At 46.1% G+C, this 24,646-nt stretch carries 21 protein-coding genes; 8 read left to right on the top strand and 13 right to left on the bottom strand.

The window, feature by feature from the left end:
• Position 1: 1 nt before the first annotated feature.
• Together KOE27_RS24270 and KOE27_RS24265 are read right to left on the bottom strand one after the other, a co-directional pair.
• Positions 2–865: an SPFH domain-containing protein gene (locus tag KOE27_RS24270; RefSeq protein WP_215241298.1), complete on the bottom strand. Its 864-nt coding sequence runs from the start codon at positions 863–865 to the stop codon at positions 2–4.
• Between the two features lie 125 nt (positions 866–990).
• Complete coding sequence (locus KOE27_RS24265) at positions 991–2,430, bottom strand: energy transducer TonB (RefSeq protein ID WP_215241297.1); 1,440 nt, start codon at positions 2,428–2,430, stop codon at positions 991–993.
• Positions 2,431–2,589: 159 nt separating this feature from the next.
• On the opposite strand from KOE27_RS24265, the gene KOE27_RS24260 reads away from it, so the two are divergent.
• Positions 2,590–3,456, top strand: a complete 867-nt coding sequence (locus tag KOE27_RS24260; protein ID WP_229252922.1) for a UDP-2,3-diacylglucosamine diphosphatase — start codon at positions 2,590–2,592, stop codon at positions 3,454–3,456.
• Positions 3,456–4,598: a glycosyltransferase family protein gene (locus tag KOE27_RS24255; protein WP_229252921.1), complete on the top strand. Its 1,143-nt coding sequence runs from the start codon at positions 3,456–3,458 to the stop codon at positions 4,596–4,598. Before KOE27_RS24260 ends, KOE27_RS24255 begins: the two co-directional genes overlap by 1 nt.
• Positions 4,599–4,675: 77 nt before the next feature.
• Here the strand turns inward: KOE27_RS24255 and KOE27_RS24250 are convergent, their stop codons facing one another.
• The 6 genes from KOE27_RS24250 to KOE27_RS24225 all read right to left on the bottom strand — a co-directional run bounded on the left by KOE27_RS24250 (position 4,676) and on the right by KOE27_RS24225 (position 10,684).
• On the bottom strand, positions 4,676–5,140 hold the full coding sequence (locus tag KOE27_RS24250) for an META domain-containing protein (protein WP_215241296.1): 465 nt from the start codon (positions 5,138–5,140) through the stop codon (positions 4,676–4,678).
• 35 nt (positions 5,141–5,175) lie between these two features.
• A complete protein-coding gene (locus KOE27_RS24245) occupies positions 5,176–5,751 on the bottom strand; it encodes a hypothetical protein (RefSeq protein WP_215241295.1) in 576 nt (191 codons plus the stop codon).
• Entirely contained in the window at positions 5,748–7,055 is a 1,308-nt protein-coding gene (locus tag KOE27_RS24240) for an LVIVD repeat-containing protein (RefSeq protein WP_215241294.1), read from the bottom strand. Before KOE27_RS24240 ends, KOE27_RS24245 begins: the two co-directional genes overlap by 4 nt.
• 217 nt (positions 7,056–7,272) lie before the next feature.
• Positions 7,273–8,511 carry a serpin family protein gene (locus KOE27_RS24235; RefSeq protein ID WP_229252920.1) on the bottom strand — a complete coding sequence of 413 codons (1,239 nt, stop codon included), beginning with the start codon at positions 8,509–8,511 and terminating at the stop codon, positions 7,273–7,275.
• Between the two features lie 108 nt (positions 8,512–8,619).
• Positions 8,620–10,146: an autotransporter outer membrane beta-barrel domain-containing protein gene (locus KOE27_RS24230; RefSeq protein ID WP_215241293.1), complete on the bottom strand. Its 1,527-nt coding sequence runs from the start codon at positions 10,144–10,146 to the stop codon at positions 8,620–8,622.
• On the bottom strand, positions 10,115–10,684 hold the full coding sequence (locus tag KOE27_RS24225; protein ID WP_215241292.1) for an RNA polymerase sigma factor: 570 nt from the start codon (positions 10,682–10,684) through the stop codon (positions 10,115–10,117). Before KOE27_RS24225 ends, KOE27_RS24230 begins: the two co-directional genes overlap by 32 nt.
• A gap of 284 nt (positions 10,685–10,968) precedes the next feature.
• On the opposite strand from KOE27_RS24225, the gene KOE27_RS24220 reads away from it, so the two are divergent.
• The 3 genes from KOE27_RS24220 to KOE27_RS24210 all read left to right on the top strand — a co-directional run bounded on the left by KOE27_RS24220 (position 10,969) and on the right by KOE27_RS24210 (position 12,240).
• On the top strand, positions 10,969–11,265 hold the full coding sequence (locus KOE27_RS24220) for a muconolactone Delta-isomerase family protein (RefSeq protein ID WP_215241291.1): 297 nt from the start codon (positions 10,969–10,971) through the stop codon (positions 11,263–11,265).
• A gap of 69 nt (positions 11,266–11,334) precedes the next feature.
• On the top strand, positions 11,335–11,748 hold the full coding sequence (locus KOE27_RS24215) for a ribonuclease domain-containing protein (RefSeq protein ID WP_215241290.1): 414 nt from the start codon (positions 11,335–11,337) through the stop codon (positions 11,746–11,748).
• Between the two features lie 51 nt (positions 11,749–11,799).
• Positions 11,800–12,240: a barstar family protein gene (locus tag KOE27_RS24210; protein WP_215241289.1), complete on the top strand. Its 441-nt coding sequence runs from the start codon at positions 11,800–11,802 to the stop codon at positions 12,238–12,240.
• A 10-nt stretch (positions 12,241–12,250) separates the two neighbouring features.
• Here KOE27_RS24210 and pnuC read toward each other — a convergent pair whose 3' ends face one another.
• Positions 12,251–12,865 (bottom strand): nicotinamide riboside transporter PnuC, encoded by a 615-nt coding sequence (gene pnuC / locus KOE27_RS24205; protein WP_215241288.1) that lies wholly within the window; start codon positions 12,863–12,865, stop codon positions 12,251–12,253.
• 232 nt (positions 12,866–13,097) lie between these two features.
• On the opposite strand from pnuC, the gene mfd reads away from it, so the two are divergent.
• Positions 13,098–16,445 (top strand): transcription-repair coupling factor, encoded by a 3,348-nt coding sequence (gene mfd / locus KOE27_RS24200; protein ID WP_215241287.1) that lies wholly within the window; start codon positions 13,098–13,100, stop codon positions 16,443–16,445.
• Positions 16,446–16,541: 96 nt separating this feature from the next.
• The gene (gene gldJ, locus KOE27_RS24195; protein WP_215241286.1) at positions 16,542–17,798 is read left to right on the top strand and encodes a gliding motility lipoprotein GldJ; all 1,257 of its coding nucleotides are present in this window, start codon (positions 16,542–16,544) and stop codon (positions 17,796–17,798) included.
• A gap of 65 nt (positions 17,799–17,863) precedes the next feature.
• On the opposite strand, the gene KOE27_RS24190 is transcribed toward gldJ, so the two are convergent.
• Positions 17,864–18,556 (bottom strand): ComF family protein, encoded by a 693-nt coding sequence (locus tag KOE27_RS24190; RefSeq protein WP_215241285.1) that lies wholly within the window; start codon positions 18,554–18,556, stop codon positions 17,864–17,866.
• Positions 18,557–18,630: 74 nt separating this feature from the next.
• Between KOE27_RS24190 and KOE27_RS24185 the strand changes: the two genes are divergently transcribed.
• Complete coding sequence (locus KOE27_RS24185) at positions 18,631–19,992, top strand: dihydroorotase (protein WP_215241284.1); 1,362 nt, start codon at positions 18,631–18,633, stop codon at positions 19,990–19,992.
• A 53-nt stretch (positions 19,993–20,045) separates the two neighbouring features.
• Here KOE27_RS24185 and KOE27_RS24180 read toward each other — a convergent pair whose 3' ends face one another.
• The 3 genes from KOE27_RS24180 to KOE27_RS24170 form a co-directional block, all read right to left on the bottom strand.
• Positions 20,046–20,471: a (deoxy)nucleoside triphosphate pyrophosphohydrolase gene (locus KOE27_RS24180; protein ID WP_215241283.1), complete on the bottom strand. Its 426-nt coding sequence runs from the start codon at positions 20,469–20,471 to the stop codon at positions 20,046–20,048.
• A 79-nt stretch (positions 20,472–20,550) separates the two neighbouring features.
• On the bottom strand, positions 20,551–21,576 hold the full coding sequence (gene ruvB / locus KOE27_RS24175) for a Holliday junction branch migration DNA helicase RuvB (protein ID WP_215241282.1): 1,026 nt from the start codon (positions 21,574–21,576) through the stop codon (positions 20,551–20,553).
• 82 nt (positions 21,577–21,658) lie between these two features.
• Complete coding sequence (locus KOE27_RS24170; protein ID WP_215241281.1) at positions 21,659–24,532, bottom strand: PKD domain-containing protein; 2,874 nt, start codon at positions 24,530–24,532, stop codon at positions 21,659–21,661.
• Positions 24,533–24,646: the final 114 nt, after the last annotated feature.

Genomic DNA, 24,646 nt, shown 5'->3' with positions numbered 1-24,646 from the left:
ATCAGGGATAAAGTGTTCCGGCATTTAGTACAGGAGCAACGGATTTCTCGCCACACAATACCACCAGCAGATTACAAACCATAGCCGCTTTTCGTTCCTCATCAAGGTCTACAACCCCCTTTTCCGACAACATTGCCAGCGCCATATCCACCATTCCAACGGCTCCGTTCACGATTTGCCTCCGTGCGGCCACCACTGCAGAGGCCTGCTGACGCTGTAACATGGCACCCGCAATTTCCGGCGCATAGGCCAGGTGGCTGATCCGTGCCTCCAGTACATCAATTCCCGCGCGACTCAAACGTTCTGTTAGTTCTGCTTCCAGCATCTCGTTAATTTTCCCGCTGCCATCACGTAATGTCACTTCCTGTATTTCAAGTTCTTCGGCTTCCATGGTATCGTAGGCATACACCCCTGCCAGATGCCGGACGGCTGCCTCCGACTGGATTTCAACATATTTTACATAATCATCTACCTCAAACGATGCTTTGGCAGTATCCCCTATACGCCACACCACTACCGCGGCAATTTCAATCGGATTACCTAATTTATCATTCACCTTGAGCTTCTGCCCGTTCAGGTTCCGTGCCCGCAGGCTGATCTTTTTTCTGCGGAAAAACGGGTTTACCCAGCGGAGGCCGTTTTGCTTCATGGTGCCCATATAATCTCCAAAAAAGGTTGTAACCACCGCCTCGTTCGGGTTAATAACGGTCAGTCCTTTCAGTACAAACAGCCCGACAACTGGTATTAAAAGTGCAATGCCTGGATCTCCATGCGAGAGGTTAAAAGCTACACCTCCAAACAGAAGGAGCAGGCCGACTACAAACAGCAAGTAGCCTGATATCGAACGTAATTCTCTTTCATTCATAGTTTCATAATTGATAGTAAAATGATATCACAATGTTATCAAATATGAATCATACTTCAGTATAAAACAGGATAAAAAAATCCCAAAGCGGCTGAATGGCTTTGGGATATGATGAATGGTTTTGGCTACTGCAATTGAAAATTAACAGGAAGGTTATATTTCACTCGTACTTTCTCTCCCCGCAACACGCCGGGGTTCCATTTTCCATCCATTTTCTGTACCACCCGGAGTGCCTCCTGATCTATGTCAGATTTTACTCCTTTTTCCAGTTTATAATCACACAGGCTGCCATCTTCACAAACCACGAACGAAATCATAACCCTTCCGGACACCCCTTTCCTGGCCGCATCAGCAGGATACACGATATTTTGCCCTAAGAACTGGTAAAAGGCGGGCATCCCTCCCTGAAAAACGGGCTGTATCATTTTCTCCTGATAAGTCCTTTCCTTACCGTCCTTATAACTCACACCTTCCAGCAGCTTTCCTTTGTCATAAAGCTCTTTATAGAATACGGTACTGTCTGCCAGCTTGCCTATCCATTTTCCGTGTCGTTTGCCCATCTGTACTTCACCCTGCTCCACATATTTTCCATGGTTACCCACAATCCTCCACCACCCGTTTCCTTCTTTTACCTGTACCTCTCCGTTGGGCTTAAATGCCTGGATAATCTGTAGCTCTTCTGAAAACTCTCCACTCCCTGCCGATTTCTGCACCAGACTCGCCAGTTGGCCATTTGGAAACCATTTGGTATTCATGCACGTAGAGTCCGAGAAGATATCCCTTTCCCTGAGCAAGCCACTTAAATAGTACGATTTAATAAGATCCGGTTTCCTGTTCTCCGTAAACCGGCGGTATTCCAGCAGCTTCCCGTTCTTTTGAAACACCTTAACAGGTACATAATTCAACTGCGAATTATCTTCGACTGAGAGCCTAAAGGCAGCAATGGAATCCTTAGCCGGGGTCTCTGTGTGACTATACCAGAACTCTTCTTTCTTGAAAGGTATACGCGAAACTTCCTTCCATTTGCCTCTGCCCATCTGCTGGTGATACACAATGTCTGCCTTTACGTTTCCGTCCTCATCCAGTGGAAGAACACTCCGGTATTCGGCACCCGCAGGCTGGTCCAGCTTCCTGAACTTACTGTCGTAATACATGATTATTGCCCAGGCCGTACTATCAAAATCAGCAACTGTAGCGGCTTTGAAAGGTATGCTGTAATTCACATACTGCCGGACCGGCTCATTTTTCACCCTGCCCGGCTTCCAGGCTTTATATAGTCCCATCACACGGATTGCCTCCAGGTTGCACAGGGAATCCTGTCCCTTAATAATTTCGATGGCCGACATGGAACCATCCGTTTCAACTACACCCCTTATAAAAACCCGCGCATTCATCCCTTGATAGGAGGACCGGAAAGGTACCTGTACGTTCGACGAAATAAATTCGTTCAACAGTGCTCCGCTACCGGCCGGTTCGGCCATGCTTTCAACCTCGCCCGGCTGATATATCTTTTGGCCCTGGCAAATACTGCTGATGAGTGTGAGTAGTAAAACTAGCTTCTTCATTTCCCCTCTTTGGTTTTTACAAATATAAAAATGCATCCTTCTTATATCAAAATATTCTGCGGAACGGCCAGCGCCTTTACCTTTCTTACTTACCCAAACTTAACTTACTGATAACGTGCAGATAATAACCAGTTAATATGAAATGAGAAAATTTGTAACATGGGAGATAAAACTCATTTCAAAACGATAATCATTTCGGATCTGCACCTGGGAGCAGGTGGTTCCAAGGCAGATGAAGTAACTGCTTTTCTTAAAAGCTATACCTGCAAAAAACTGATACTTAACGGGGATATCATTGATGCCTGGCAACTGAAAAAATATGGTGTCTGGAAACGGAAACATACCCTGTTTTTCAAAAGGGTACTGAAAATGATTGAAGAAAACAACACGAAGGTGATCTACATCCGTGGAAACCATGACGATTTTCTTGATCAGATCATCCCGCTACGACTTGGCAAACATTTTCAGATCAGAAAGGATTATATCCTTAATTCGGGTAACCAGCGGTTTTATGTAACACATGGAGATGTTTTTGACTCCATTACTACCCATCTGAAATGGCTTGCCTACCTGGGAGATATCGGATATACCTTTTTGCTATGGGTAAACAAATTCTATAACAAATACCGCGAATGGCGGGGCCTGCCCTACTATTCGCTGTCGCAGCGGATTAAACAATCCGTAAAACTGGCGGTGAACTACATGTCCGATTTTGAAGAAAAACTGACCGAACTCGCCCGTTCACGCGGCTGTGACGGGGTGATCTGCGGACACATACACCAGCCGGCTTTGAGAGAAATTGACGGGATTATGTATATGAATTCAGGAGACTGGGTGGAGACGTTAAGTGCGCTGGTGGAAGACTTTGACGGAAACTGGAATCTGCTATACTACAACCAGAGCATGTCCAAAACGGAAAAAATGGATGTAGATGCTCCGCCTTTCCGGGAAACCAGTTTCAGAGTCGTGGAAAAGCAGGTTGCTTTCACCGGTATTTCAACCGATCACAAAAAAAGGCTGGGATAATGATGCGTATTGTATTTCTGGTACAGGGTGAAGGGCGAGGACATTTGACGCAGGCCATTGCGCTGGGACAAATGCTACGGTCAGCAGGTCATGTGGTGGCAGGTGTGATGGTCGGGAAATCACCGGGCCGGGTCATTCCATCTTTTTTTTACGATCAGATCCTGGCACCAGTCTACGACTTTGACGCTCCCAATATTATTTATAATGCCAATGGAAACGGCATCAATCTAAAAAAAACCGTTCTCACTCACCTGGGATACCTCCCCAAATATCTTCGGAGTTTACGGTGTATACATCGTAAGGTGAAAGATTTACAGCCCGATCTGATCATCAGTTTCTACGAAATTTATAGCGGCCTCTACAATCTTGTTTATGGCACCCGGGTACCTATGGTCTGTATTGCGCATCAGTACCTGTTGCTGCATCCCGCATTTACCTTCCCTGTGGATAGCCGGTTCGACAAAAATGTTATCAATTTTAATTCCAAAGCTACTTCCTGGCTTGCTGCCAAGCGTCTTGCCCTATCTTTCAGGCCTCTGCCTTCACGGGAAGATCTTAAAATAACGGTCGTTCCACCGCTGCTGCGAAAAGAAATTCAATACCTGCAGCCTGTCGAAGGCGATTTTTTTCTAGTGTACATGACCCACCACAGCCTGAGTAACCAGATCATCTCCTGGCACAAGGCACACCCGAAAGTGCAGCTTCAGTGCTTTTGGGATAATGCGGATGAACCAGAAGAGCTGCGCCTGGACGACACCCTTATTTTTCATCAGATCAACAGTGAAAAATACCTGAACCTTCTGACGACCTGTAAAGCATTAGTCACGACGGCTGGTTTTGAATCCGTTTGTGAGGCTATGTACCTGGGGAAGCCGGTGATGATGGTACCTGTTCCTCACCATTTTGAGCAGCAATGCAACGCCATTGACGGGGTAATTTCCGGAGCCGGAGTCTCTTCGCAAACTTTTGACCTCTCCGTGATCATGGAATACCTGCCCAGGCATACTGACCAGTCGGCCCGCTTCCGGAGCTGGTACCATCAGGGAGAAGCCATGTTCATCAGCGAAATTGAAGCCTGCAGGAATGACCTGCACGCTCCTCAAAAATCATCTTCCGAAACCCTGCTGGCTCAGGAGTTCTGATTGAGATAAAATCCTGATCCTATCCCTGGACGGAGATATTTATATCCGTCCGGTAGAAGATATACCCTGCAAGAGGGCTATTTGACCAGCTGAAAAACCATTTGAGTACTTCCGCTGAAAGTACCAATGCGCAACCTGGTACCTGTAATCTGGTAAAAGTATTTTTCAGAAGCCGACAGCCACGCCTTGTTACTCCACCCGGGCTCTCCCACTTTTGTCCCGCCAAACGCGGTAATTTCTAGTGTACATCCGTCCGACAGCTTGTAACTACCGGAAATCGTATTTACAGCGGTATGGCCTTCAATTTTGCCTTCCTTGTTGTTATCCGTAAAGGTATAAACCACACCCTGCCTGTCTGACTCGGGATTATATTCCTTTTCTCCGTTGGACCTGTTTTCGTAATATTCCAGCTGCCAGGTACCTGTTAAAGTATTCTTTTCGCTGCATATCGGCGGAACGCAGCAGTTTTTCTCTCTTTCGCACTGAAAAGCGGTGAGGCCAAAAACTAAAAACATACTCAATACTGAAACCAGATTTTTCATAGCTAACATGTTGGATTTTATAAAATTAACTTTTCCTAGAAACTGATCCCCATTCTCACCGCCAGCCGATTGTAGACCCTGTCCTCGTATCTGACGGTTTGTTCCCAAAGCAACGGTTTATTAACATGTACCTCTTGTCTTTTATAGGATAATACTATTGTGAAAGCTGTACCCCCAGCCCTGCCATACCTGATCCCCGCTCCCGGATTGATTATAAGCCCTCCCCGTGTTTTATAACCATCCGAATCCTGGTGAAACCATGCAAAACCATAGCCTGCGTCGCCCGTTGCAAATAATCGTACCTGACGCTTCCCGGCAAAATCGTACCTGACGCCTGCTGATAACGGATTGATGAGCGCTGTTTTATACCAGTCAAGGCCTGCTGTTACCCCGATGGCGAGTCGCCGCTTTATCTGTAAACCATTGAAAGTCTGCATGGTAACGTTTGTTTTGCTTTCCACCTTGTTCTGTATGGAGCCGTTGGAATATCTGACACGGCCCAGCAGCAACCCTGCTTCGGTATGGTTGACGTAACTTGGGCGGAAAGGTTCCGTTTGTGCCATGGTTTCGAGTCCTGCAACCGATAAAACAAACAAAATAAGCCATTTCATAGTGCTACCGGGATTTTACTGAGCAACCGTAAGTTTTTCCTGTCGCTGGCGTCATACTGGTAAAAACCGTCCTTTCCAATCATCAGCAATGTTTTTCCCAACGAAATAACATCATAGGCGTCCATATTCTGGAAATGCGAAATGAGATTTTTGTCAATTGCCATTTTATCCGTGGCATCAAAAACTTTTAACCCAAATTCACCCTCACAAAGGTACAAGGTCGGGAAGTCGATACTTAATCCATGCGGATTTTGCATCTGATAAGTTGTGATCAGTTTGGGAGAGGCCCCGTCACTTACATCCACAAGGTCCATCTGATTTTGCGTCCCTGCGCAAGACGTCCCGGTACGCAGGGTGACATAAGCAATGTTATCCTGAACCACCACAGGATCGCACGCATTTCCGTGCCGAAAAACCGACAGTTGTTTCGGCTGGGCGGGATTGCTGTTATCAAAAATGAACATTCCGGTAGAGGATCCGATGAAAAGCTTGTCCTCATGAGGAAATATCGTTTCTATGTTCCAGCCAATATTCGTTGATGAAAAATTGGACGGTGTTTCAGGTTTACTGATGTTGAAAACGTGAAGATTGCTCTGGCTGACTGTATATAAGTAGTCATTTTCCAAAGCAAAACGTGCCATGGAACCGGCCTTTCCCGAGGAGTTCCCTGCGGAAGCCGCCCCGGCGGAAGATCCTGCTTTATTAAAAGACGCAACGCCCGAAAATGAGTCAAAATACCGCTCCAAATAAGGATAGACCGTATTTTCCTCACAGTTGGTTGTGACGGTTTCTGTGACAAAATCAATGTTATAATCTTCAATCGCATTGTCCTGAATCACTCCGTTGACCGCACTGAATCCCCACCAGACTCCGTCAAACTGCCCGTTTTGAAATACATTTTCAAAACGTCCCACTTCTTTCGGGCTGACCGGGTCAGTGATGTCAATGGAAACCAGATCCGCGAAGCTGTCAGCAAACAAAATGTTGTTACGAATGGCTATATCTCCGTTTCCTGGAATGGCGATAAAGGATATAAACCTCGGGTTCGAGGTATCACTGTTGTCTATAATGTGAATCCCCTCCTTGACCTCGTTAATAAAAAGATAACTCCCTTTGACATACAACTTTCCCGGTCTTTTCATGGCGCGGGGCGTTTCTGCTTTAAGTGATTGCCGTATCTCAGCCATCGAGCGTGTCACACGCGTCAGGCGGCGGGTAATGCGTGTTTCCTTGCATTGATCGTTGCAGGACCAGAAGATTATGGTTAATACCATAATCAATAATTGTAAAATTCTTGCTTTCATACAGTTAGGGTTAAGCTTACTGAAAAATCTTACATTGTTCCTTATTTAAATCCATGACACCCGTCTGCTCAAAATAGTTGGAAGGGCCAGAAACAAAATCGTCCGAAGGCAAAGCCCCCGGACGATAACGCACCCCGAAAACGCCGGTATCCGACGTTTTTATCTTTAATAGCTGAGCCGTGGCATGGCAGCCATGCCACGGGTAGTGGTAGTTCCTCTACTTGCTCTCCGGGTTCATGATTCTTCCCATGAAAAGGATGGTATTGGATGTTTTCTCGCTTATTATCAGCCCAAAAGGGCGATCGCAGACATAGCGTGGCTTTTCCGGACCTGCTGACGTTAAGCCTATTCCTATTGAAGTAACCGCTGCCGCCTCCGTTCCCTTTTCATCAATGGCCAGATAAGTATCCTGCTTCACAAAGTCCACGAACAAATCCGCCGACCTATTGATTTTGCCAAGTTCAGCGGCATCGGTAAACACCTTTTTGATCCCCATCTGCTCCAGTACCGCATTCAGATTTGCGGAATATTCAAGTGAGAACTTTGGAAGGCCTACTTCAACATTTTGTTCAGAAAGACGGTTAGCCTGGAGATCCTGCCAGTCACCGGCTGTTAAACCTGAAATGATATCACCTATTTTCTTATCTCCTTTTGGTATGATCAGAGTCATATTAAACTGCCCGTTGCCGTAAGGAAGCTGAACGGCGTTATAATCTGTTCCCGCCGCTGCTTTCAGGTCCGCTTTTGTATACATCATTTTAACCTGTTTTGCTGTACCATTTTGCAGGGTAAAGGGAGTATCAAGTGTATTTTTTGTGTCAAACTGGTATTTCCAGTCGCCTTTGAAATACAAGGCATTTAATAAGAACATGACATGCTGGGGATTGATCTGTTCGATCACACTTTTGATCTTTCCGTTGGTATGGTCACTCGCCCACTTATTGATCTTATCCTTGGCCGCGTCATCGAAAGGCAAACCTGTGATGTCAGCATTGAAAGTTTGCTTAAGTATATTCTGGAAATCCGTTTCGACCGTAAATCCACTTTTATACCAGACCGAATTGGCAAGCCCCAGGGCAACACGTGAATCTGCAACGGGCAGATCATTCAGCAAAGTGTTATACGCTTTATTCAAATCCTGGATGGAAATTCCTTCCATTTTCAGTGTTTTAAGAATTTCAGCTGCCGTTTCATTTTCAGCACCATTGAGCAACATACCCAGTGCAATATGAAGGCTGAGGGGCGATACAAATAAGTTCTCCTCCGCCGGTTCGGCCTGCTGAAGATTTTTGAAAAGATCAACAGCGAAGTCAGTGGTACCATTGGAAACCACCGCCGGAATCTCCACGTTATTCACCTGGTTCGGCGGATTGACTCCCTCATCTGATGTACATCCGATCATCAGGCCGGACAGGAATATTGACACAATAATTCCTTTTCTTACAATGTTTATCATAGCTAATAGATTTAGGATTCTGAAAAGGCTTTCTAAGTACTCGGTAAAAGCGCTTTAATCATAAGATCGCTATCTGTGCCGAATGGTTGGAATCCGATCTCGTTTTTTTCAAAAAGAATACCTGACTCCCCAGGAAACCCCGTACAGATAAGGTTTTGAGTCCAGACTTTGATTGGAACGTATGCCCGAGTCAATCGCTTTTTGGTAAGAGCCGGTAAGATTTGCCCGCCATCTGGTACTAAGTTTGTAGTTCAGCCGGAGGCCTGTGGTAGCTGCCAGATTCACGGCTTTGTATACATCATCCGCAGCTGTGGTGGTGATGATAGCACCGCTTGCCGATTCCAGGTCATTTCTCAGAAAGAAATTGGCCATCAATCCGCCCAAAAGCGAGTAACTCCATTTTCCGTTTGGATTAAGCGTAAAGCCTGCCTGCACAGGCATCTGCAGGTATCGGTAATCGTTCCGTATATCCTTGGTTACATTGATATACAAGTTATTACTCTTATTGTCTCCAAAAGATGGACTGTTTTGGGTTTTACTGGAGTTGATTCCCGCATAGGCAGACTCCAGAACATTGGTAGGCTGCCCGTCGGACGACAGATTTAAAAGATACCCCCCCCCTTCGTAACTGGAATTTCCGGTCAGGTAACTCACTCCCAGTTCCATGGACCAATGTTTTGATAGTTTTACACCTCCCGAAGTCTGATAGGCATATGAAAACCCTTCTTTACTCGAGCCTGAGGTAGCCTTCTGGCTGGCGATTGCTACGCTCGAAAAGTTTTGAGGAGCGGATTTAACCTTTATATCCGGGCTGAAAGTGGCTGGCATAAAACTTACGCCCGCCCAATATTCCTTTTTAGCTTTTGGTAAGGCGGGTAGCTCCTCTTGCATAGCCGGGCGGAAAAAAACATACCGCTTCTGCACATGCACATCCAGTTCTTTCATCCCCACCGGTGACAGTATTCCCGGAGATACTGTTTCAGTACTTTGTTCGAGCAATGCAATCACCGCGCTTTCGGCCGGAGCTGCGTGTTTTTCCAACCCGGAGGTTTCATTTCTGTCAGGTAATCCGCTGCTCCTAATCGCGGCAAAACCGTTCCGATCTGCCATTTCGTCTGGAGATACCTTTTCATTAGCCTGGGCAAGCTGACTGCCTTCTTTTGCAGCAACATCATCCGATATCCTGCTACTGCTTTCGTTTGAACCTCTTTCAGCCCCGGCAGTTGCTACAGACGCACTGGTTGCAGCAGCCACCGGTTCCCCAGGCTTTTCAGCTGTTTCTTCAATTCCGGAGTTTGCCTGTTCTTTTGCGTGCGCAGTAATTTCTGCTTCCTTTTCCGTGGAGGCAGTAGTTTTACCAGATTCCCTTACAGCTACCGGGCTATGGTGCCGAATGATGGTCGAAGCGTTGTTATACCAGATACCCGCGCCAACCAGTAGCAGCGCAGCCAATGACGCAGCCACGTACCATACCTTGGAAGAATTCCACCACGGTAACGGAACAATTTTATCTTCATCACGGTCCAGATGCGCCTCTATTCCTTCCCAAACAGATTTAGGAGGTATTTCGGAGGCTTCTTCAAAGACCCTCTTCCACTGTTCTTCAAAACTGTGTTTTTCGGACGGATCCATCATCAAATCTTTTTTCTTTATTCAATTTCTGCTGAAGTAAGCCTCTTGCCCGTGCATATTGCGACTTGGAGGTTCCTTCTGATATTCCTAATTTCTGGGCAATTTCATTATGCTGATATCCCTCAATGGCATAGAGATTAAAAATGGTCTGGCACCCGGCCGGTAACTCTTTAATAAAGACCATCAGCTGCTGCATGTGAAAATCGCCCAGTGTGATTTCTGTATCTGCAATGCCGTTCTGGTGCACGTCTATGTCGTCAAATTCTTTCCAGTACTTCTGCTGTCTCAGGTGGTTCAGGGCGGTATTCACTGCTACTGATCTTAACCAGTATTCCAGCGGGGAATCGTTTCTGAAGGAATCTATATTCTCATATATTTTGATAAACGCTTCCTGCAGGACATCCTCTGCATCCGTACGGTTTTTGGTATATCTCAGGCATATAGCAAACAACTTTCCCCCATAAACATCATAAAGCTGTTTCTGGGCGACGCGGTTACGCTGTTTGCAGCCTATCACCAAATCCTGTTCGTTAAATATCATCCGAAGTTTAGGGGTGCTTCGTTCGGTTATGTTACAAAGTTCTTCCAAAGATATCCATATCTGTTTTTTAAGCCAATCCTGATATCCTGACAATCGCTGCTCTTCTCAACAGTTATTGACAAACTAAACAAAGGAATAGTTGGAAACGTTTGAAAATAAAATCATATTCGCATCATCTGTAAACCTTTAAACCATAACGGAACTAATACGCAGTACAGATGCTTTTATAATCAATAAGGATAAAGCCCGGGTTAATTATTATTCACCTAAACTTCTATCGTGTTATGAGCCAATATATGGTTGAAATTATGCTTCCGGCCGTGATGTCGGAAGAATTTACAGCGAGGATACCAGCTCAGAGAAAGAAAATCAATGAGATGATGGAACAGGGGCGGCTGATGTCTTACGCATTGTCCGACGATTATTCCAAACTCTGGTGTGTGGTTAGGGCTGAAAGTGAATTTGAGGTGATGACTCTCATTTCAGAGTTTCCGCTGATAGATTTCATGGATCCTAAAATCAGCAAACTGATGTTCAACAACGTGGTTGCACTCAGGCTGCCGATGTTCTCTTTAAATTAATACGTACCATTTCAGAAACCTCGCTTCCTTCCCGGCAGCGGGGTTTTTTATGTATCTTACCTTTACAAAATGAAAGAACGGATAGCTGCCGGTTTGTACAAAACCTTTATTTTACTGCTCCTGATATCACTCCCGGCTCTGAGCTTGCCCGGGAACAATTCTCTTCAAAATAACGGAACAGCGCAAAATCAGCAGACTCAGCGGAAAAATCAAAAGGTACCTCTAAAGGCCTATAAGGTTTTAAATTACATCAGGGCCCATGGAAAAGCCCCTGAAGGGCATATTGGCGGCAGAAAATTCGGAAACTATGAAAAGCTGCTTCCGATTAACGGCCCTGACGGGCGCCCGATGAAATACCGGGAATGGGATGTAAACCCCAAAAAACCTGAAAAAAACAGAGGCCCGGAACGCCTCGTCACCAGCGCGGACCAAAGAGCCTGGTATACAAGTGACCATTACAGTTCTTTTACAGAGATCAAATAAAATTATCTTTACAAGTTCATTCCAGGTTCTGATCACCATTAAAAAACCATCATGAAAAATACACATTTTTTTCTCACCACAAACCCCGAAACGGTTTCCAAAACATTTCCAGAAGCATTTATCGGTATACTGGATGGGAAAAAAACAACTTCACTAAAAGACTTTTATGAGGAAATAGCTGTAACCATGAATTTTCCGGAAGATGCCGGCAACAACCTGGATGCCCTGGATGAACTCCTGAACGACCTGGACTGGATAGAACAGGAAAAGGTCATTATCCTTATCACCAACTCCGCTGACTGGCTTCAGAAGGAACGCTCTACCGATAAAATCCTGACCATTATTGATATCCTGGATGCAACGGCTGAGGACTGGAAATGGATGGACGAGGATGAAGAGGTGCACAAAAAAGAACTCAAAATTATTTTCGACGATTCTGCCCGCATCCGGACCTTGCTGGAAGAACAGGAAATTCGGTTTAAAATAATATAAAACCGGTACCTTATTCCAGGATCGTTTGGCTCAAGTCCTTTTTCCAACCGACATATCCCATCCAGGCCAGGATGAGGAATACAAAATATAATACGGCTGTAAGGTGCAGGCCCTTATAAAAATACATACCAACGTAACAGGCATCAGCCGCGATCCATATCAGCCAGTTTTCCAGATACTTCCGCGCCATCATCCATTGACCGATCAGACTGGCGACGGTGAGCGCGGAATCCGCATAAGTGAGGCTGGCGTTGGTATAAGTACCCAGCAGATATCCCCAGAGCAAAGTAGTCCCGATGAAAATAGCCGCAAAAACCCCATAGAGCCTTGCTGGTGTCCGGGTGACCCGGATCCCGTCATGGCTGGTTCCGCCAAATAGCCATATCCACCATCCATAAATACTTGTCAAAAAATAGTATCCCTGTAGCCCCATATCCGCATACAGGTGTACCTGCCAGAAAACTACAGCGTATAGTACGGCATTAATAATACCGAAAAACCAGCCCAGTACATTTTGCCGGGTATTAAGGTACACACAGATCGCACCGGTTATAAAACCCAGTATCTCAAGTGGGGTAGTAGCGAGCCCTGCAAGGGAAATGGAATGATTTAACCAGTCAATCATTAATAAAAAAAGAATAATATAGTATGTCAGAAAAATCCGTTCTGATCAGCTTACTTTTGTAAATCATAAATAACGGTAAACAAAAGCAAAAAAACTGTTGTTACCCTATTTGCCGGACGGGAAATTTCCTGTCGCGGCTTTTTGCGTTTTGATTGCAGGGGGGAATCAGGGCATGAAAATTTGCCCGACATCTGCATCAGGCGCATCACCAATCATCAAAGCAGCAAATTCATTGGAAGTTAAAGACTTATTAACCTTATACGGCGGCGATAGTTATCTGGACAGTTTCGTGTCCCAGATCGAATCAAAAAATCCGGAAGCGGCACATCTTCAGATCAAAGGGCTCGTTGGCAGCCTGGATGCCGTGGTATGCGCGGCAGTTCAGCAAAAAAAAAGAAAACCTTCCCTGTATATATTGACCGACAGAGAAGAGGCCGCCTATTTTCAGAATGACCTTCAGAACCTTCTGGGCCAAACCGAAGTACTTTTTTACCCTACTTCCTACAAAAGACCCTACCATTACGAGGAAGTTGACAACGCCAACGTGCTGATGAGGGGTGAAATACTGAATAAGCTGAATGTAACCAAAGCAGGCCCTGTGCAAATTGTGACCTACCCTGAGGCACTTTTTGAGAAAGTGATCAACAAACGGTCGCTTCAGGCCAATACCTTTCAGGTGAAAGTAGGAGAAAAACTGGATCCGTCGTTTCTCACAGAATTCCTGAACAGTTATGGGTTTGAGATTACCGACTTCGTTTTTGAAGCCGGCCAGTTCTCTGTCCGCGGAGGTATCCTGGATGTATTTTCTTTTGCCAGCGAACATCCGTTCCGTATTGAGCTCTTCGGGGACGAAGTAGAAAGTATCCGCTCGTTCGACCCGGATACCCAGCTATCCATAGAAAGTGTTGGGCAGATTAATATTGTCCCGGATATACAGCAAAAGCTCATTCACGAAACGCGCGAGTCCTTTCTGAATTTCTTTGCGGATGACACCGTCCTGTGGTTCAAGGATACCGAACTTACCCTCGAGGTAATTGAAAAGTGTTTCGAAAAAGCAGAAAAAGCCCTGGAAGAAGTTACCGGCGGTGGCGTTCAGATCGTTTCCAGCCCACCAGAACTATTTGAGACCCGGCGTGGCTTTCTGAATCAGGTCAAACGCTTCAAAACCGTTGAGTTCGGAAAAAGGTTTTATTTTAAAACCGAAAGCAAACTCCCCTATACCGCTAAACCCCAGCCTTCCTTTAATAAAGATTTCAAAAGGCTGCTGGACGACCTTTCAGAGAATCAGTCGAAAGGATTTGTGAATATCATCGCTTCCGAACAACCCAAGCAGCTTGACCGCCTGGAAAGGATCTTTGAAGATCTGGATCCTTTTGTCAAATTCAGGCCGATGCATATCTCTTTGCGGGAAGGCTTTGTTGACGACAATCTTAAAGTTGCCTGTTATACCGATCACCAGATTTTCGCCCGTTTTCACAAGTATCGTTTAAAGGAAAAATTCAGCAAGTCAAAGGCAATCACCCTGAAGGAGCTTAAATCCCTGCACCCGGGTGACTTTGTAACCCACGTGGATTACGGCATCGGGCGGTTTGCCGGCCTGGAAAGAAAAGATGTAAACGGAAAAGAACAGGAAGCAATCCGGCTGATTTACCGCGACAATGACCTCCTCTATGTAAGTGTACATAACTTGCATAAAATTGCCAAATATACCGGCAAGGAAGGGGCACCGCCTGCCATGAGCAAGCTGGGATCAGGGGAATGGGAAGCCAAAAAATCCAAGGTTAAAAAGCAGCTTAAAGACATTGCGCACGAGCTGATTGCACTCTACGCCAAACGGCGGCAGGCACCCGGTTTTCCATTTTCACCGGACAACTATATGCAGGCAGAACTGGAATCTTCCTTTCTTTATGAAGATACCCCCGACCAGGCCACTGCAACTTCCAATGTGAAAGAGGATATGGAAAAAGCACATCCGATGGACAGGCTGGTTTGCGGGGACGTTGGTTTTGGAAAAACAGAGATTGCTATACGAGCTGCTTTCAAAGCCGTTTGCGACAGCAAGCAGGTAGCCGTGCTGGTACCGACAACGATCCTGGCCATGCAGCATTATAAAACTTTCAGCGAACGCCTGGCCGATTTCCCGGCCAAAGTGGGCTATATCAACCGGTTCAAATCTCCTAAGGAAATAAAAGATACCCTCAAGCAAGCCGAAGAAGGGAAAATAGACATTCTGATTGGTACGCACAGAATCCTCAATAAAGATGTGAAGTTCAAAGATCTTGGGCTTTTGATTGTGGACGAAGAACAGAAATTCGGTGTGAAAGCGAAGGACAGGTTGAAAGAAATGCGTGTAAACGTTGACGTACTTACCTTAACGGCAACTCCGATTCCGCGTACCCTTCACTTTTCTCTCATGGGTGCTCGTGACCTTTCTGTGATAGCCACACCACCACCCAACCGCCAGCCGGTTACCACGGAGGTGCATGCATTCAGTGAAGAATTTATCCGGGATGCCATTAGTTTTGAAGTAAGGCGCGGCGGGCAGGTATTTTTTGTACACAACCGTGTCAACGATATCGAATCCATAGCCAACATCATCATGAGGCTTGTGCCTGATGTAAGAATAGGTGTAGCACACGGACAGATGGATGGCGATAAACTTGAAAAAGTAATGGTATCTTTTATTGAGGGAGATTATGACATACTCGTTTCCACGAATATTATTGAATCGGGTATTGATATTCCCAATGCCAATACCATTATCATTAACTCGGCACACATGTTCGGGATGTCGGACCTGCACCAGATGCGGGGACGTGTGGGGCGATCCAACCGCAAAGCGTTCTGCTATTTGCTCACACCTTCAGTAGCTACCCTTGCCAGTGATTCCAGAAAAAGGCTTCAGACCCTTGAAGAATTCTCAGAACTCGGGGACGGTTTCAAAGTGGCCATGCGCGACCTTGATATCCGGGGTGCCGGAAATTTGCTGGGTGCTGAGCAAAGCGGTTTCGTAAACGACCTGGGTTATGAACTTTATCATAAAATGCTGGATGAGGCCGTTCAGGAATTAAAAAATAACGAGTTTAAAGATCTCTTCGAATCTGCACTGGGGCTACCCCAAAAACTGATTCCAGACTGCCAGATCGAAACGGATTTTGCTACCTTGATACCAGATAATTACGTTAAAAATATTTCCGAACGCCTTTCGTTATATACCCGGCTCGACAATATTGGAACAGAGGAAGAATTGACTAAATTTGAAAAAGAGGTTCAAGATCGTTTTGGCCCCATACCTCCCGAAGTAGAAGATCTTCTGAAAACCGTAAGACTCAGATGGGAAGCGGAAAGCCTTCATATGGAAAAACTTACTTTAAAAAGCAATACATTAAAAGGGTACTTCGTTACTTCGCAGAACGATGAGTTCTTCCAGTCGTCCAGGTTCGGAAAAGTAATCGATTACATTAAGAAATACCCGAAAGAGAGTGCGCTTAAAGATCAGAAAGGGAAGTTGATATTGATTTGTGAAAACGTGAAAAATATCGACCAGGCCCGGAGAATCCTCATGGAAATGACGCAGTAAATGATTTTTAGAAAAAAATACAATTGATTTCATACATTTGCGGTTTCGCATACTATAAATACCAAACACTTAAGTCACTTCAAAGCAATGATTTGCATGCAAAAGATGGGTACCCGGTCGATCGCGCTGATTCTGATTGTGTTATTAGTTGCTACTTCATGTAGCAAGAAGAAAAAACCTACCAGTTTAAAGCCTGGCAAAACCAGCTCTAAAACAGGGTTGGCATACAACGGCAAGGATGGATTTCAGGTAAAACAATACAAAGCTTTACCTGCAGGCCCCGACCTTGTATATATAGAAGGAGGCCGTTTTACCATGGGTTCTCTGGAGGAGGATGTGATGATCAGACGTGACAATCCAAAGCGTACGGTAAGTATCCAGTCTTTTTACATGGACCAGACGGAGGTCGCCAACGTTCACTATCTTGAATATCTGAACGCAGTACAGAAAGATTCATCAGAAGAGTTTTATAGCAAAGCGCTGCCCGATACCAACGTTTGGTTCAACGAATTGTCGTTTAATGATTCCTACGTAACCATGTATCTGCGTCACCCCGGTTTCCGCTTGTATCCCGTTGTAGGAGTTTCGTGGGTGCAGGCTAATGATTACTGTAACTGGCGTACTGCGGCAGTGCAGCTGGCTAATAATACGGCCGGAATGAAAGCAGGCAAGAAAAAGGGTTTGTCTTTTGGCAAGAAGAAAAAAGCGGCAGCTGCGGAAACCGCTTCTGCGGAGTCTTCTCCTCGTTTGACCGTGGAAAGCGGTTATGTCATGCCTCCATACCGTCTGCCGACAGAAGCTGAGTTTGAGTATGCAGCTATGGCAATGATCGGAACGCAATATTCAGATGAGAATCAGGCCAATTCAAGAATTTATCCCTGGGATGGTTCCACCATGCGTCAGCCACGCGGCCGCAAGCAGGGAACAATGCTTGCCAACTTCAAACGTGGCCCTGGTGACTATGCGGGTATTGCAGGAAAATCCAATGACGGTGCTATTATAACCCAGGAAATACGTTCGTACCCGGCAAACGACAACGGGCTTTACGATATGGCCGGAAACGTAAGCGAATGGGTGTATGACGTTTACCGCCCACTATCCAATACGGATGTGAACGACCTCAACTCTTTCCGCCGTGACGGGTATCAGGATGAAGCCAAAAATTACGATACCAAAAACAACAACTCAATGGTTGACGACAAACTGCGGGTTTATAAAGGCGGCTCCTGGGCAGATGTTGCCTACTGGTTGTCTCCCGGAACTCGCCGCTACATGGATCAGGATTCTGCTACGGCAATGGTTGGTTTCCGCTGTGCGATGATCGCAACGGGTTCAACAGGTCGCAAGAAATAATTAAAATATCAATTTGATAAAAAGAGGTTGTCGGATGGCAACCTCTTTTGTTTTATGCAGGTCTGCTAATGTTCTGCAACGGCAATGGTACGAACATGGAATCTGGCGTAGCCGGTCTCCTGCAGGGCCAGGATACATGCTTCAAGTGTAGCCCCGGTTGTCAGTACATCGTCAACAAGAATGACACTTTTCCCTTCCCCGTTTTCCTTAACTTTAAATACTCCTTTCACATTTTCCCTTCTCTCTGCCTTATCCTTTCCGGTTTGGGTTTCGGTATCCTTTATCCTCTCGAGTATCTTCCCCGACCACGGTATCCCTATGGAAGCGGATAATCCTTCTGCTATTAAATCACTTTGGTTATACCCCCGCTTATTAAACCGGTTGCGGTGTAACGGAACGCTTAGGATCAGGTTTGCATCTGGAATGGTTCCGTTAATTTTCATTTCTTCCCCCAACATTTTTCCCAGGAGTACTCCCACCTTTTGCTCTTTCCCGTATTTAAGCGCGTGCAAAAGACGTTGTACCTTACCTCTCTTGGTAAAAACCAGAAATGACGCCGTTGAAATCACTTCGGGTAAATGCACGAATTTCAGCCGCACGCTTTCAGCGTGAATACTATCCGAGCCAACTCGGTGCAGGGAAATGCGGCAGGAAGTACATATCGTTTCTTCATTTCCTATCAATGACCGGTTACAAGCCTCACAGCATCTGGGGAAGATAAGATCGACAAAATCAGTCCATACCGAAATCAAGTCCATAATTTTAAAGGCCGGATAGATGAAAATAAGAAACGCTCAATACCTTTGCACCGGAAAAAACAATCCGGTTCATCATGAAAACGCTTATTCTTAATGCCCAGGTAGTCAATGAAAATGTGATTCAGGAATGTGACGTACTTATCAGCAATGGTCACATCGAAAGAATTGGCCTTGATTTACAGCATATTCCGGCCGATCATACCGTGAACGCAAACGGAAAGCATCTGCTGCCGGGTCTTATTGATGATCAGGTTCATTTTCGAGAGCCCGGACTTACGCACAAGGCAACCATTCATACAGAAGCACGTTCAGCCGTTGCCGGGGGGGTTACCTCCTTTATGGAAATGCCAAATACCGTACCCAATACACTGACTCAAACACTGCTGGAAGACAAATACCAAATTGCCTCAGAAACCTCGCTGGCTAATTACTCATTTTTTATGGGGGCCTCCAATGACAATTACGAAGAGGTGATGCTGACGGACAAATCGAAGGTATGCGGTATAAAAATCTTCATGGGTTCGTCCACAGGAAATATGCTGGTGGATGCCCCCGAAGTACTGGAAAAAATATTTGCCAACGCACCTTGTATCATTGCAACGCACTGTGAAGACGAGCCTACCGTGCGCCAGCGAATGGACCATTTTAGGGCGTTGTATGGCGAAAATGTTCCCTACAATATCCATGCACTGATCCGTAACGAAGAGGCGTGCCTCACTTCCTCTTCATTTGCAATGGCACTGGCCCATAAACATAAAACACGCCTTCATATTCTGCACATTTCCACTGGCGATGAAATTGTGCTGTTCGAACCCGGAATCCGTAGCGACGGACAGATTTTATGCTTGGATGGTACTAAAAAACTAGTGACTGCCGAGGCCTGTGTACATCACCTCTGGTTTGACGCAGAAGATTACCATACGCTGGGAAATAAAATCAAATGTAATCCGGCCATCAAAGCGCCTCATCATAAAGAGGTTATCTTACAAGCCGTACTCGATAACCGTATCGATGTCATCGCAACCGATCACGCCCCGCACACTGCAGCTGAAAAAGCCCAGCATTACTGGCAGGCCCCGTCCGGTTTGCCACTCGTTCAGCATTCGTTAAATGTGATGCTGGAACTTAGCAAACAAGGTAAGATTTCCCTGGAAAAAGTGGTGGAAAAAACGAGTCATGCCGTGGCTGATTGTTTCCAGATCGCCGACAGAGGATATATCCGGGAAGGATATTGGGCCGATCTGGCACTCGTTGACCTGAACGGCAGCACCAAAGTAGCCCCTGAAAATATTTATTCAAAATGCGGCTGGTCTCCGTTTGAAGGTACTGATTTTCACTCAAAGGTAACCCACACATGGGTATCTGGGCATCTGGCTTATGAAGACGGGGTTTTTAACGAAACCGTCAAGGGCAAAAGATTATTATTTAACCGTTAATGGGATAAATATGAAAAAAGTCGGTCTCGGGATCGACTTGGTCTTTACCTTCTTCATTTTTGCGCTTCCCGGTAGGCATAATAATTCTGGATTACACCCAGATCCGCCTCCGTCCAGTCCAGATCTGAAAGTGTATCGGGTTCGAGCCAGAGAATCTGTTCATGCTCAGTGAGCGTAATTTTGTATGTTTTAAGATTACATACAAACGGAACCAATATGATTTCACGCCAGCCCTGATCTTTTGGTGTTACGGGGAGCTTATGTAATATCTCAATTTCTACGTCAAGCTCTTCCCTGATCTCCCGAAACAGCGTTTCTTCATCTGTTTCATTTTCTTCTTGTTTACCGCCCGGAAATTCCCATTTGAGTGGAAAAGATAAAGCTTTGCTACGTTGTGCAGCCAGTACTTTCCCATTATGTTCAATCACAGCACAGGGCACCCTCACAACTAACTTAACCGGAAATAACGTCTCTATCATACAGGCGGTTACTCAAAAATTTACCGCAAAAGTACGATTTCTATTTCAAATAAAATACTATCGCGCGAAAGTAAGGATTTCAGAATAATTCTCCCGACCGGTGGCGTGGGAGAATACCCAGGTGCCTGAACGCTTTTTCGGTTACTTCCCTTCCCCGGGAGGTTCTTTTCATGTACCCTTCCTGAATTAAAAAAGGTTCGTATACTTCTTCAATTGTCTCGGCCTCTTCACCGCAGGCCGTGGCAATGGTAGATAATCCCACCGGGCCCCCTTTGAATTTTTCAACGATAGTCGTGAGTATCCTGTTATCCATTTCATCCAGCCCGTTCTGGTCCACATCCAGGGCTTTCAGGGCTATTTCCGCAATGACAACCGTGATACGCCCGTTTCCTTTCACCTGAGCGAAATCTCTGGTACGCCTCAAAAGATTATTGGCTATCCGGGGAGTACCGCGGCTTCTGCGGGCTATCTCGTATGCCGCATCATCTTCAATCGGGGTTCCAAGAATGGCTGCGGAGCGTTTCAGAATTTTCGTCAAAAGCGTTGCGTCATAATATTCCAGCCTTGCATTAATCCCAAATCTGGCCCGTAACGGGGAAGTGAGCATACCTGCCCGGGTGGTGGCCCCAATAAGTGTAAACGGATTCAGCCCAATCTGAATGCTCCTTGCATTGGGCCCGCTGTCCAGCATAATATCAATCTTATAATCCTCCATGGCAGAATAAAGATATTCTTCCACGATGGGGTTCAAACGATGTATCTCGTCAATAAATAATACATCAAACTCCTGAAGATTGGTCAGCAAACCTGCCAGGTCACTGGGCTTGTCCAGCACAGGGCCAGAGGTAATTTTTATCCCTGAACCCAGCTCATTGGCCACGATATTGGAAAGCGTTGTTTTCCCTAAACCCGGAGGGCCGTGAAGTAATACATGGTCCAGGGCATCGCCGCGCTGGCGCGCTGCCTGAACAAAGATTTTAAGATTTTCAAGTATTTTATCCTGTCCTGTAAAATCATCGAAAGAAAGCGGGCGCAAGGCCCTTTCAACTTCCTTTTCGGTATTGGATAAATTCTCTTTATCTCCGGACAGATAATCCTGGCGCATAGGCGTATTGAGCAGTTAAAGGCAGACAGACTATACCAGCCTTACCTCAAAAATAACCGTTTTTTCTCTGATAACCGAAAGTCTATCGAATCACCATGACCGATCCTCGTTTCACGATGGGCGCGCGCTCCGGGAAATACAGACTCTCGTAGGACAGGACGTACGGGTAAGCGCCCGGCTGCACTTTTAATCCTTTATAGGTACCATCCCAGCGATCTTCCAGGTTTTCCGTGGCATAGATCACCTCCCCCCATCGGTTGTAGATCCGTATGGAGAAATTGGTATAATAAGCGCCAAAAATTTCAAGTAGTTCGTTGTGCCCCTCTCCGTCCGGAGTGAATGCATCAGGAATAAAAAATCTGGGTTCGCACTTATCCACTACGTTGGTTGACTGCTCGGTAATACATCCGAATTCGTTGGTTGCCACCACCGTATAAACACCTTCCACATTTACGGTAACCGTTCGGGTTGTATCCCCCGAATGCGGCCATTCATAGTGGGTGACTCCTACTCCGTTTGCATCCAGAATCACCGAATTTCCGTCAGGAATACAAATGATAAACTCAGGTGCCAGGTTCAGTATGGGAGAAGGAAGCTCTCCTACCCGGAGCGTGTCCGAATTATAACAGTCGTTACGGTCCTTCACCACCACAAAATAAGTACCCGGCTGCCCCACGGTAATGTCACGGGTACTCTCACCGGTACTCCACTGAAATTCTATCCATCTTTCACTGGCTACAGTTAGTACTATGGAGCTGTCGCGGCAAAGTGTAGTATCAGGTCCAATGGTAAAGGCTGGCGGGCGGCGTAGTGTTATTTCAATGGTATCCGATACGAAACAGTCTCCATCGGGTCCGTTGAAGGCAAAGCCGATATACCTTCCGGTTGCCAAAGCCCTGTATTCACGCTGGCGGCCCACAATTCTGCCGCGGTAAATCCAGGCATATTCCTGTGCTGCAACTTTCATATCCAGGGGAACATACTGTCCGCAGGTATCCTTATCAGGGCCAAGGTCAATGGCAGCAGGCGTATCGTAAATCACAACCTCCTGAATAATCAAGGTATCCTTACACTTGTTGGATGCTCTTAATGCCACCTGATACGTCCCGGCCTCGGTATAGGTAAAAGTAGCCTTTTGTTCTTTAGAGGGTGCGGTGAACCCTCCGTCGGGATATTTGAAATTCCAGGAGTAAGTATCCTCAATAGGGTCACAAATAGGACTTGCTGTGAAAGTGGTAGGTTCATTGGTACAAAACCCATCAGCCTCAAACCCCGGACCCGAGCTTTCCTGCGTAAAATCCTGTACCATATTCGGCAGACCTAGCTGGCTGTTTTTTCCTCCCAGACTTACTCCGTCTCTTTCGTATTCAATTGCATTCAGAGAGTTCCCCTCGGGCTCGCCAATCACAGCCAGGTATTCGCTTCCTTCGATGGCCATGTAAATCTTCCCGTCCGGCGCAATCTGCACCGCCCCGAATTTCCGCGTAGCGGAGCTGTCAATGGTAATAGCCGTTTCCACAATGAGACTGTCCGGCAGCGTCAGATCATATTGCTTCAAATAACTGCTTGTGTCACTATCCCCCTGAAATGTGACATACATTTTCTCGCCACTGGGAGAGAACTCCACCCCGTATGCGGTTGGAGGGGAATCTCCCAGGTTCAATGTTTTTTTATAGGTTAAAACACCCGTCTCATCGTTAAAGCTGAATAACTCCACATAGTTTGTGGGAGGCCCTCCCACAACCACAGCCAGCGTCCGTTCCCTGGTAGCGGTATCAGCCGCTGAGAATTTCATATATCCCTGTGCCTCCGTGATGGTATCATGTGCCATCCCCAAAGGGAATGTTCCCGACTCAACCAATCCACCGGTTGTAGCATGATATACCCTGAAAACATTACTTCCGTAATCATGAGAAACCACCCAGTAAGTACTGTCGGCATCATTCCTGACCGACGTGATCCTTTCCGTAGTAGGACTCTGCAGGGTTGTATTCTGTTCAATGATAGCACCTTTGCCATTATTCCTTCTCATATCTACAACGCTGACGGTCAACAGTTTTTCTCCGTTGATTTCACTGGTGGTAAACACATTGAAAAGATATTCGCAACCCTTACAGGTGGGCTGAGGTACAATGAGCACCGACTGTGTGGAATTCGGGCTTCCTTTCAACGGCTCACACTTCGTGAGCCCGAAGCAAGTCATCTCGTCCCCGTCCTTGTTGTACACTTTGATACCATCGGAGTAAAAGAGCAATTGCCCTTTGGAGTTGGATATGGAGGAAACTCCTTCCGGGGTATTGACCTTGCCATCTGTAAGCGGTGACGGCGGGGTATTGGAAAAATCCAACCCCGCATTTCCACCAAAATACCATTTGGCCCCCTCCTGGTTGGCCGGCTCCATACAGATCTTTACATTGATCCTGTCCTGTATTTTACAGCCGTTGGGCATAATTACCTCCACTGAATAACAGCCGGAACTATCTACCTCCAGTGTCTGAGTGGTGTCTCCCTTAGGATACCAAACATATTTCGCCCCGTCAGGCGCTCCATTGGGATATGGATCAAGCGTGATTTTTTCTCCCGGACAAATGGTTGTATCCTGCCGCCATTGCTGGAAGACAGGTGGTAATTCTCCGATTTGTATCGTTTGGGACTCCGTCTCCTGCGTTCCTCCCCTCAGCGTCCGGGTGAGTGTAACGGTATACATACCGGGAGCCCTATAGGAATACTGCGGATTTCGTCTTGCGTCTGTTGCTCCGCCCTCACCAAAACTCCATCGCCACGCAACGGCGGTACTCAGCGTATCTTTAAATGAAGTGGAGTCTGCTTCGCAATCCGGATTCTGCATACACTGGCCTTCCACAATAAACTGCGCTTTCACATAACCCGTCGAGAGCAGTATGAGAAAGAATATGAAATAAAATTGTTGCCGGTATGTATTATAAAATCGACCCATGTTTCGTTACTAAATCAAACGCCCCTGACCAGTCATTTTCGGTATTCGGATTACACCAAGATTTAAACGAAAATTAAACATTTAAATTTTGTGTGGTATTAATCAAAAAAGCCG

The organism is Dyadobacter sp. CECT 9275 (assembly GCF_907164905.1).
GTDB classification, from domain to species: domain Bacteria; phylum Bacteroidota; class Bacteroidia; order Cytophagales; family Spirosomataceae; genus Dyadobacter; species Dyadobacter helix.
The sequence above is the reverse complement of the archived record's forward strand: the minus strand, read 5'-3'. Positions and strand labels throughout refer to the sequence as shown.

Bases quoted from the DNA above. Each gene is read 5' to 3' on its own strand.
- KOE27_RS24270 (WP_215241298.1), bottom strand. From the start codon at position 865: ATGAATGAAAGAGAATTACGTTCGATATCAGGCTACTTGCTGTTTGTA.
- KOE27_RS24265 (WP_215241297.1), bottom strand. From the start codon at position 2,430: ATGAAGAAGCTAGTTTTACTACTCACACTCATCAGCAGTATTTGCCAG.
- KOE27_RS24260 (WP_229252922.1), top strand. From the start codon at position 2,590: ATGGGAGATAAAACTCATTTCAAAACGATAATCATTTCGGATCTGCAC.
- KOE27_RS24255 (WP_229252921.1), top strand. From the start codon at position 3,456: ATGATGCGTATTGTATTTCTGGTACAGGGTGAAGGGCGAGGACATTTG.
- KOE27_RS24250 (WP_215241296.1), bottom strand. From the start codon at position 5,140: ATGAAAAATCTGGTTTCAGTATTGAGTATGTTTTTAGTTTTTGGCCTC.
- KOE27_RS24245 (WP_215241295.1), bottom strand. From the start codon at position 5,751: ATGAAATGGCTTATTTTGTTTGTTTTATCGGTTGCAGGACTCGAAACC.
- KOE27_RS24240 (WP_215241294.1), bottom strand. From the start codon at position 7,055: ATGAAAGCAAGAATTTTACAATTATTGATTATGGTATTAACCATAATC.
- KOE27_RS24235 (WP_229252920.1), bottom strand. From the start codon at position 8,511: ATGATAAACATTGTAAGAAAAGGAATTATTGTGTCAATATTCCTGTCC.
- KOE27_RS24230 (WP_215241293.1), bottom strand. From the start codon at position 10,146: ATGATGGATCCGTCCGAAAAACACAGTTTTGAAGAACAGTGGAAGAGG.
- KOE27_RS24225 (WP_215241292.1), bottom strand. From the start codon at position 10,684: ATGATATTTAACGAACAGGATTTGGTGATAGGCTGCAAACAGCGTAAC.
- KOE27_RS24220 (WP_215241291.1), top strand. From the start codon at position 10,969: ATGAGCCAATATATGGTTGAAATTATGCTTCCGGCCGTGATGTCGGAA.
- KOE27_RS24215 (WP_215241290.1), top strand. From the start codon at position 11,335: ATGAAAGAACGGATAGCTGCCGGTTTGTACAAAACCTTTATTTTACTG.
- KOE27_RS24210 (WP_215241289.1), top strand. From the start codon at position 11,800: ATGAAAAATACACATTTTTTTCTCACCACAAACCCCGAAACGGTTTCC.
- pnuC (WP_215241288.1), bottom strand. From the start codon at position 12,865: ATGATTGACTGGTTAAATCATTCCATTTCCCTTGCAGGGCTCGCTACT.
- gldJ (WP_215241286.1), top strand. From the start codon at position 16,542: ATGCAAAAGATGGGTACCCGGTCGATCGCGCTGATTCTGATTGTGTTA.
- KOE27_RS24190 (WP_215241285.1), bottom strand. From the start codon at position 18,556: ATGGACTTGATTTCGGTATGGACTGATTTTGTCGATCTTATCTTCCCC.
- KOE27_RS24185 (WP_215241284.1), top strand. From the start codon at position 18,631: ATGAAAACGCTTATTCTTAATGCCCAGGTAGTCAATGAAAATGTGATT.
- KOE27_RS24180 (WP_215241283.1), bottom strand. From the start codon at position 20,471: ATGATAGAGACGTTATTTCCGGTTAAGTTAGTTGTGAGGGTGCCCTGT.
- ruvB (WP_215241282.1), bottom strand. From the start codon at position 21,576: ATGCGCCAGGATTATCTGTCCGGAGATAAAGAGAATTTATCCAATACC.
- KOE27_RS24170 (WP_215241281.1), bottom strand. From the start codon at position 24,532: ATGGGTCGATTTTATAATACATACCGGCAACAATTTTATTTCATATTC.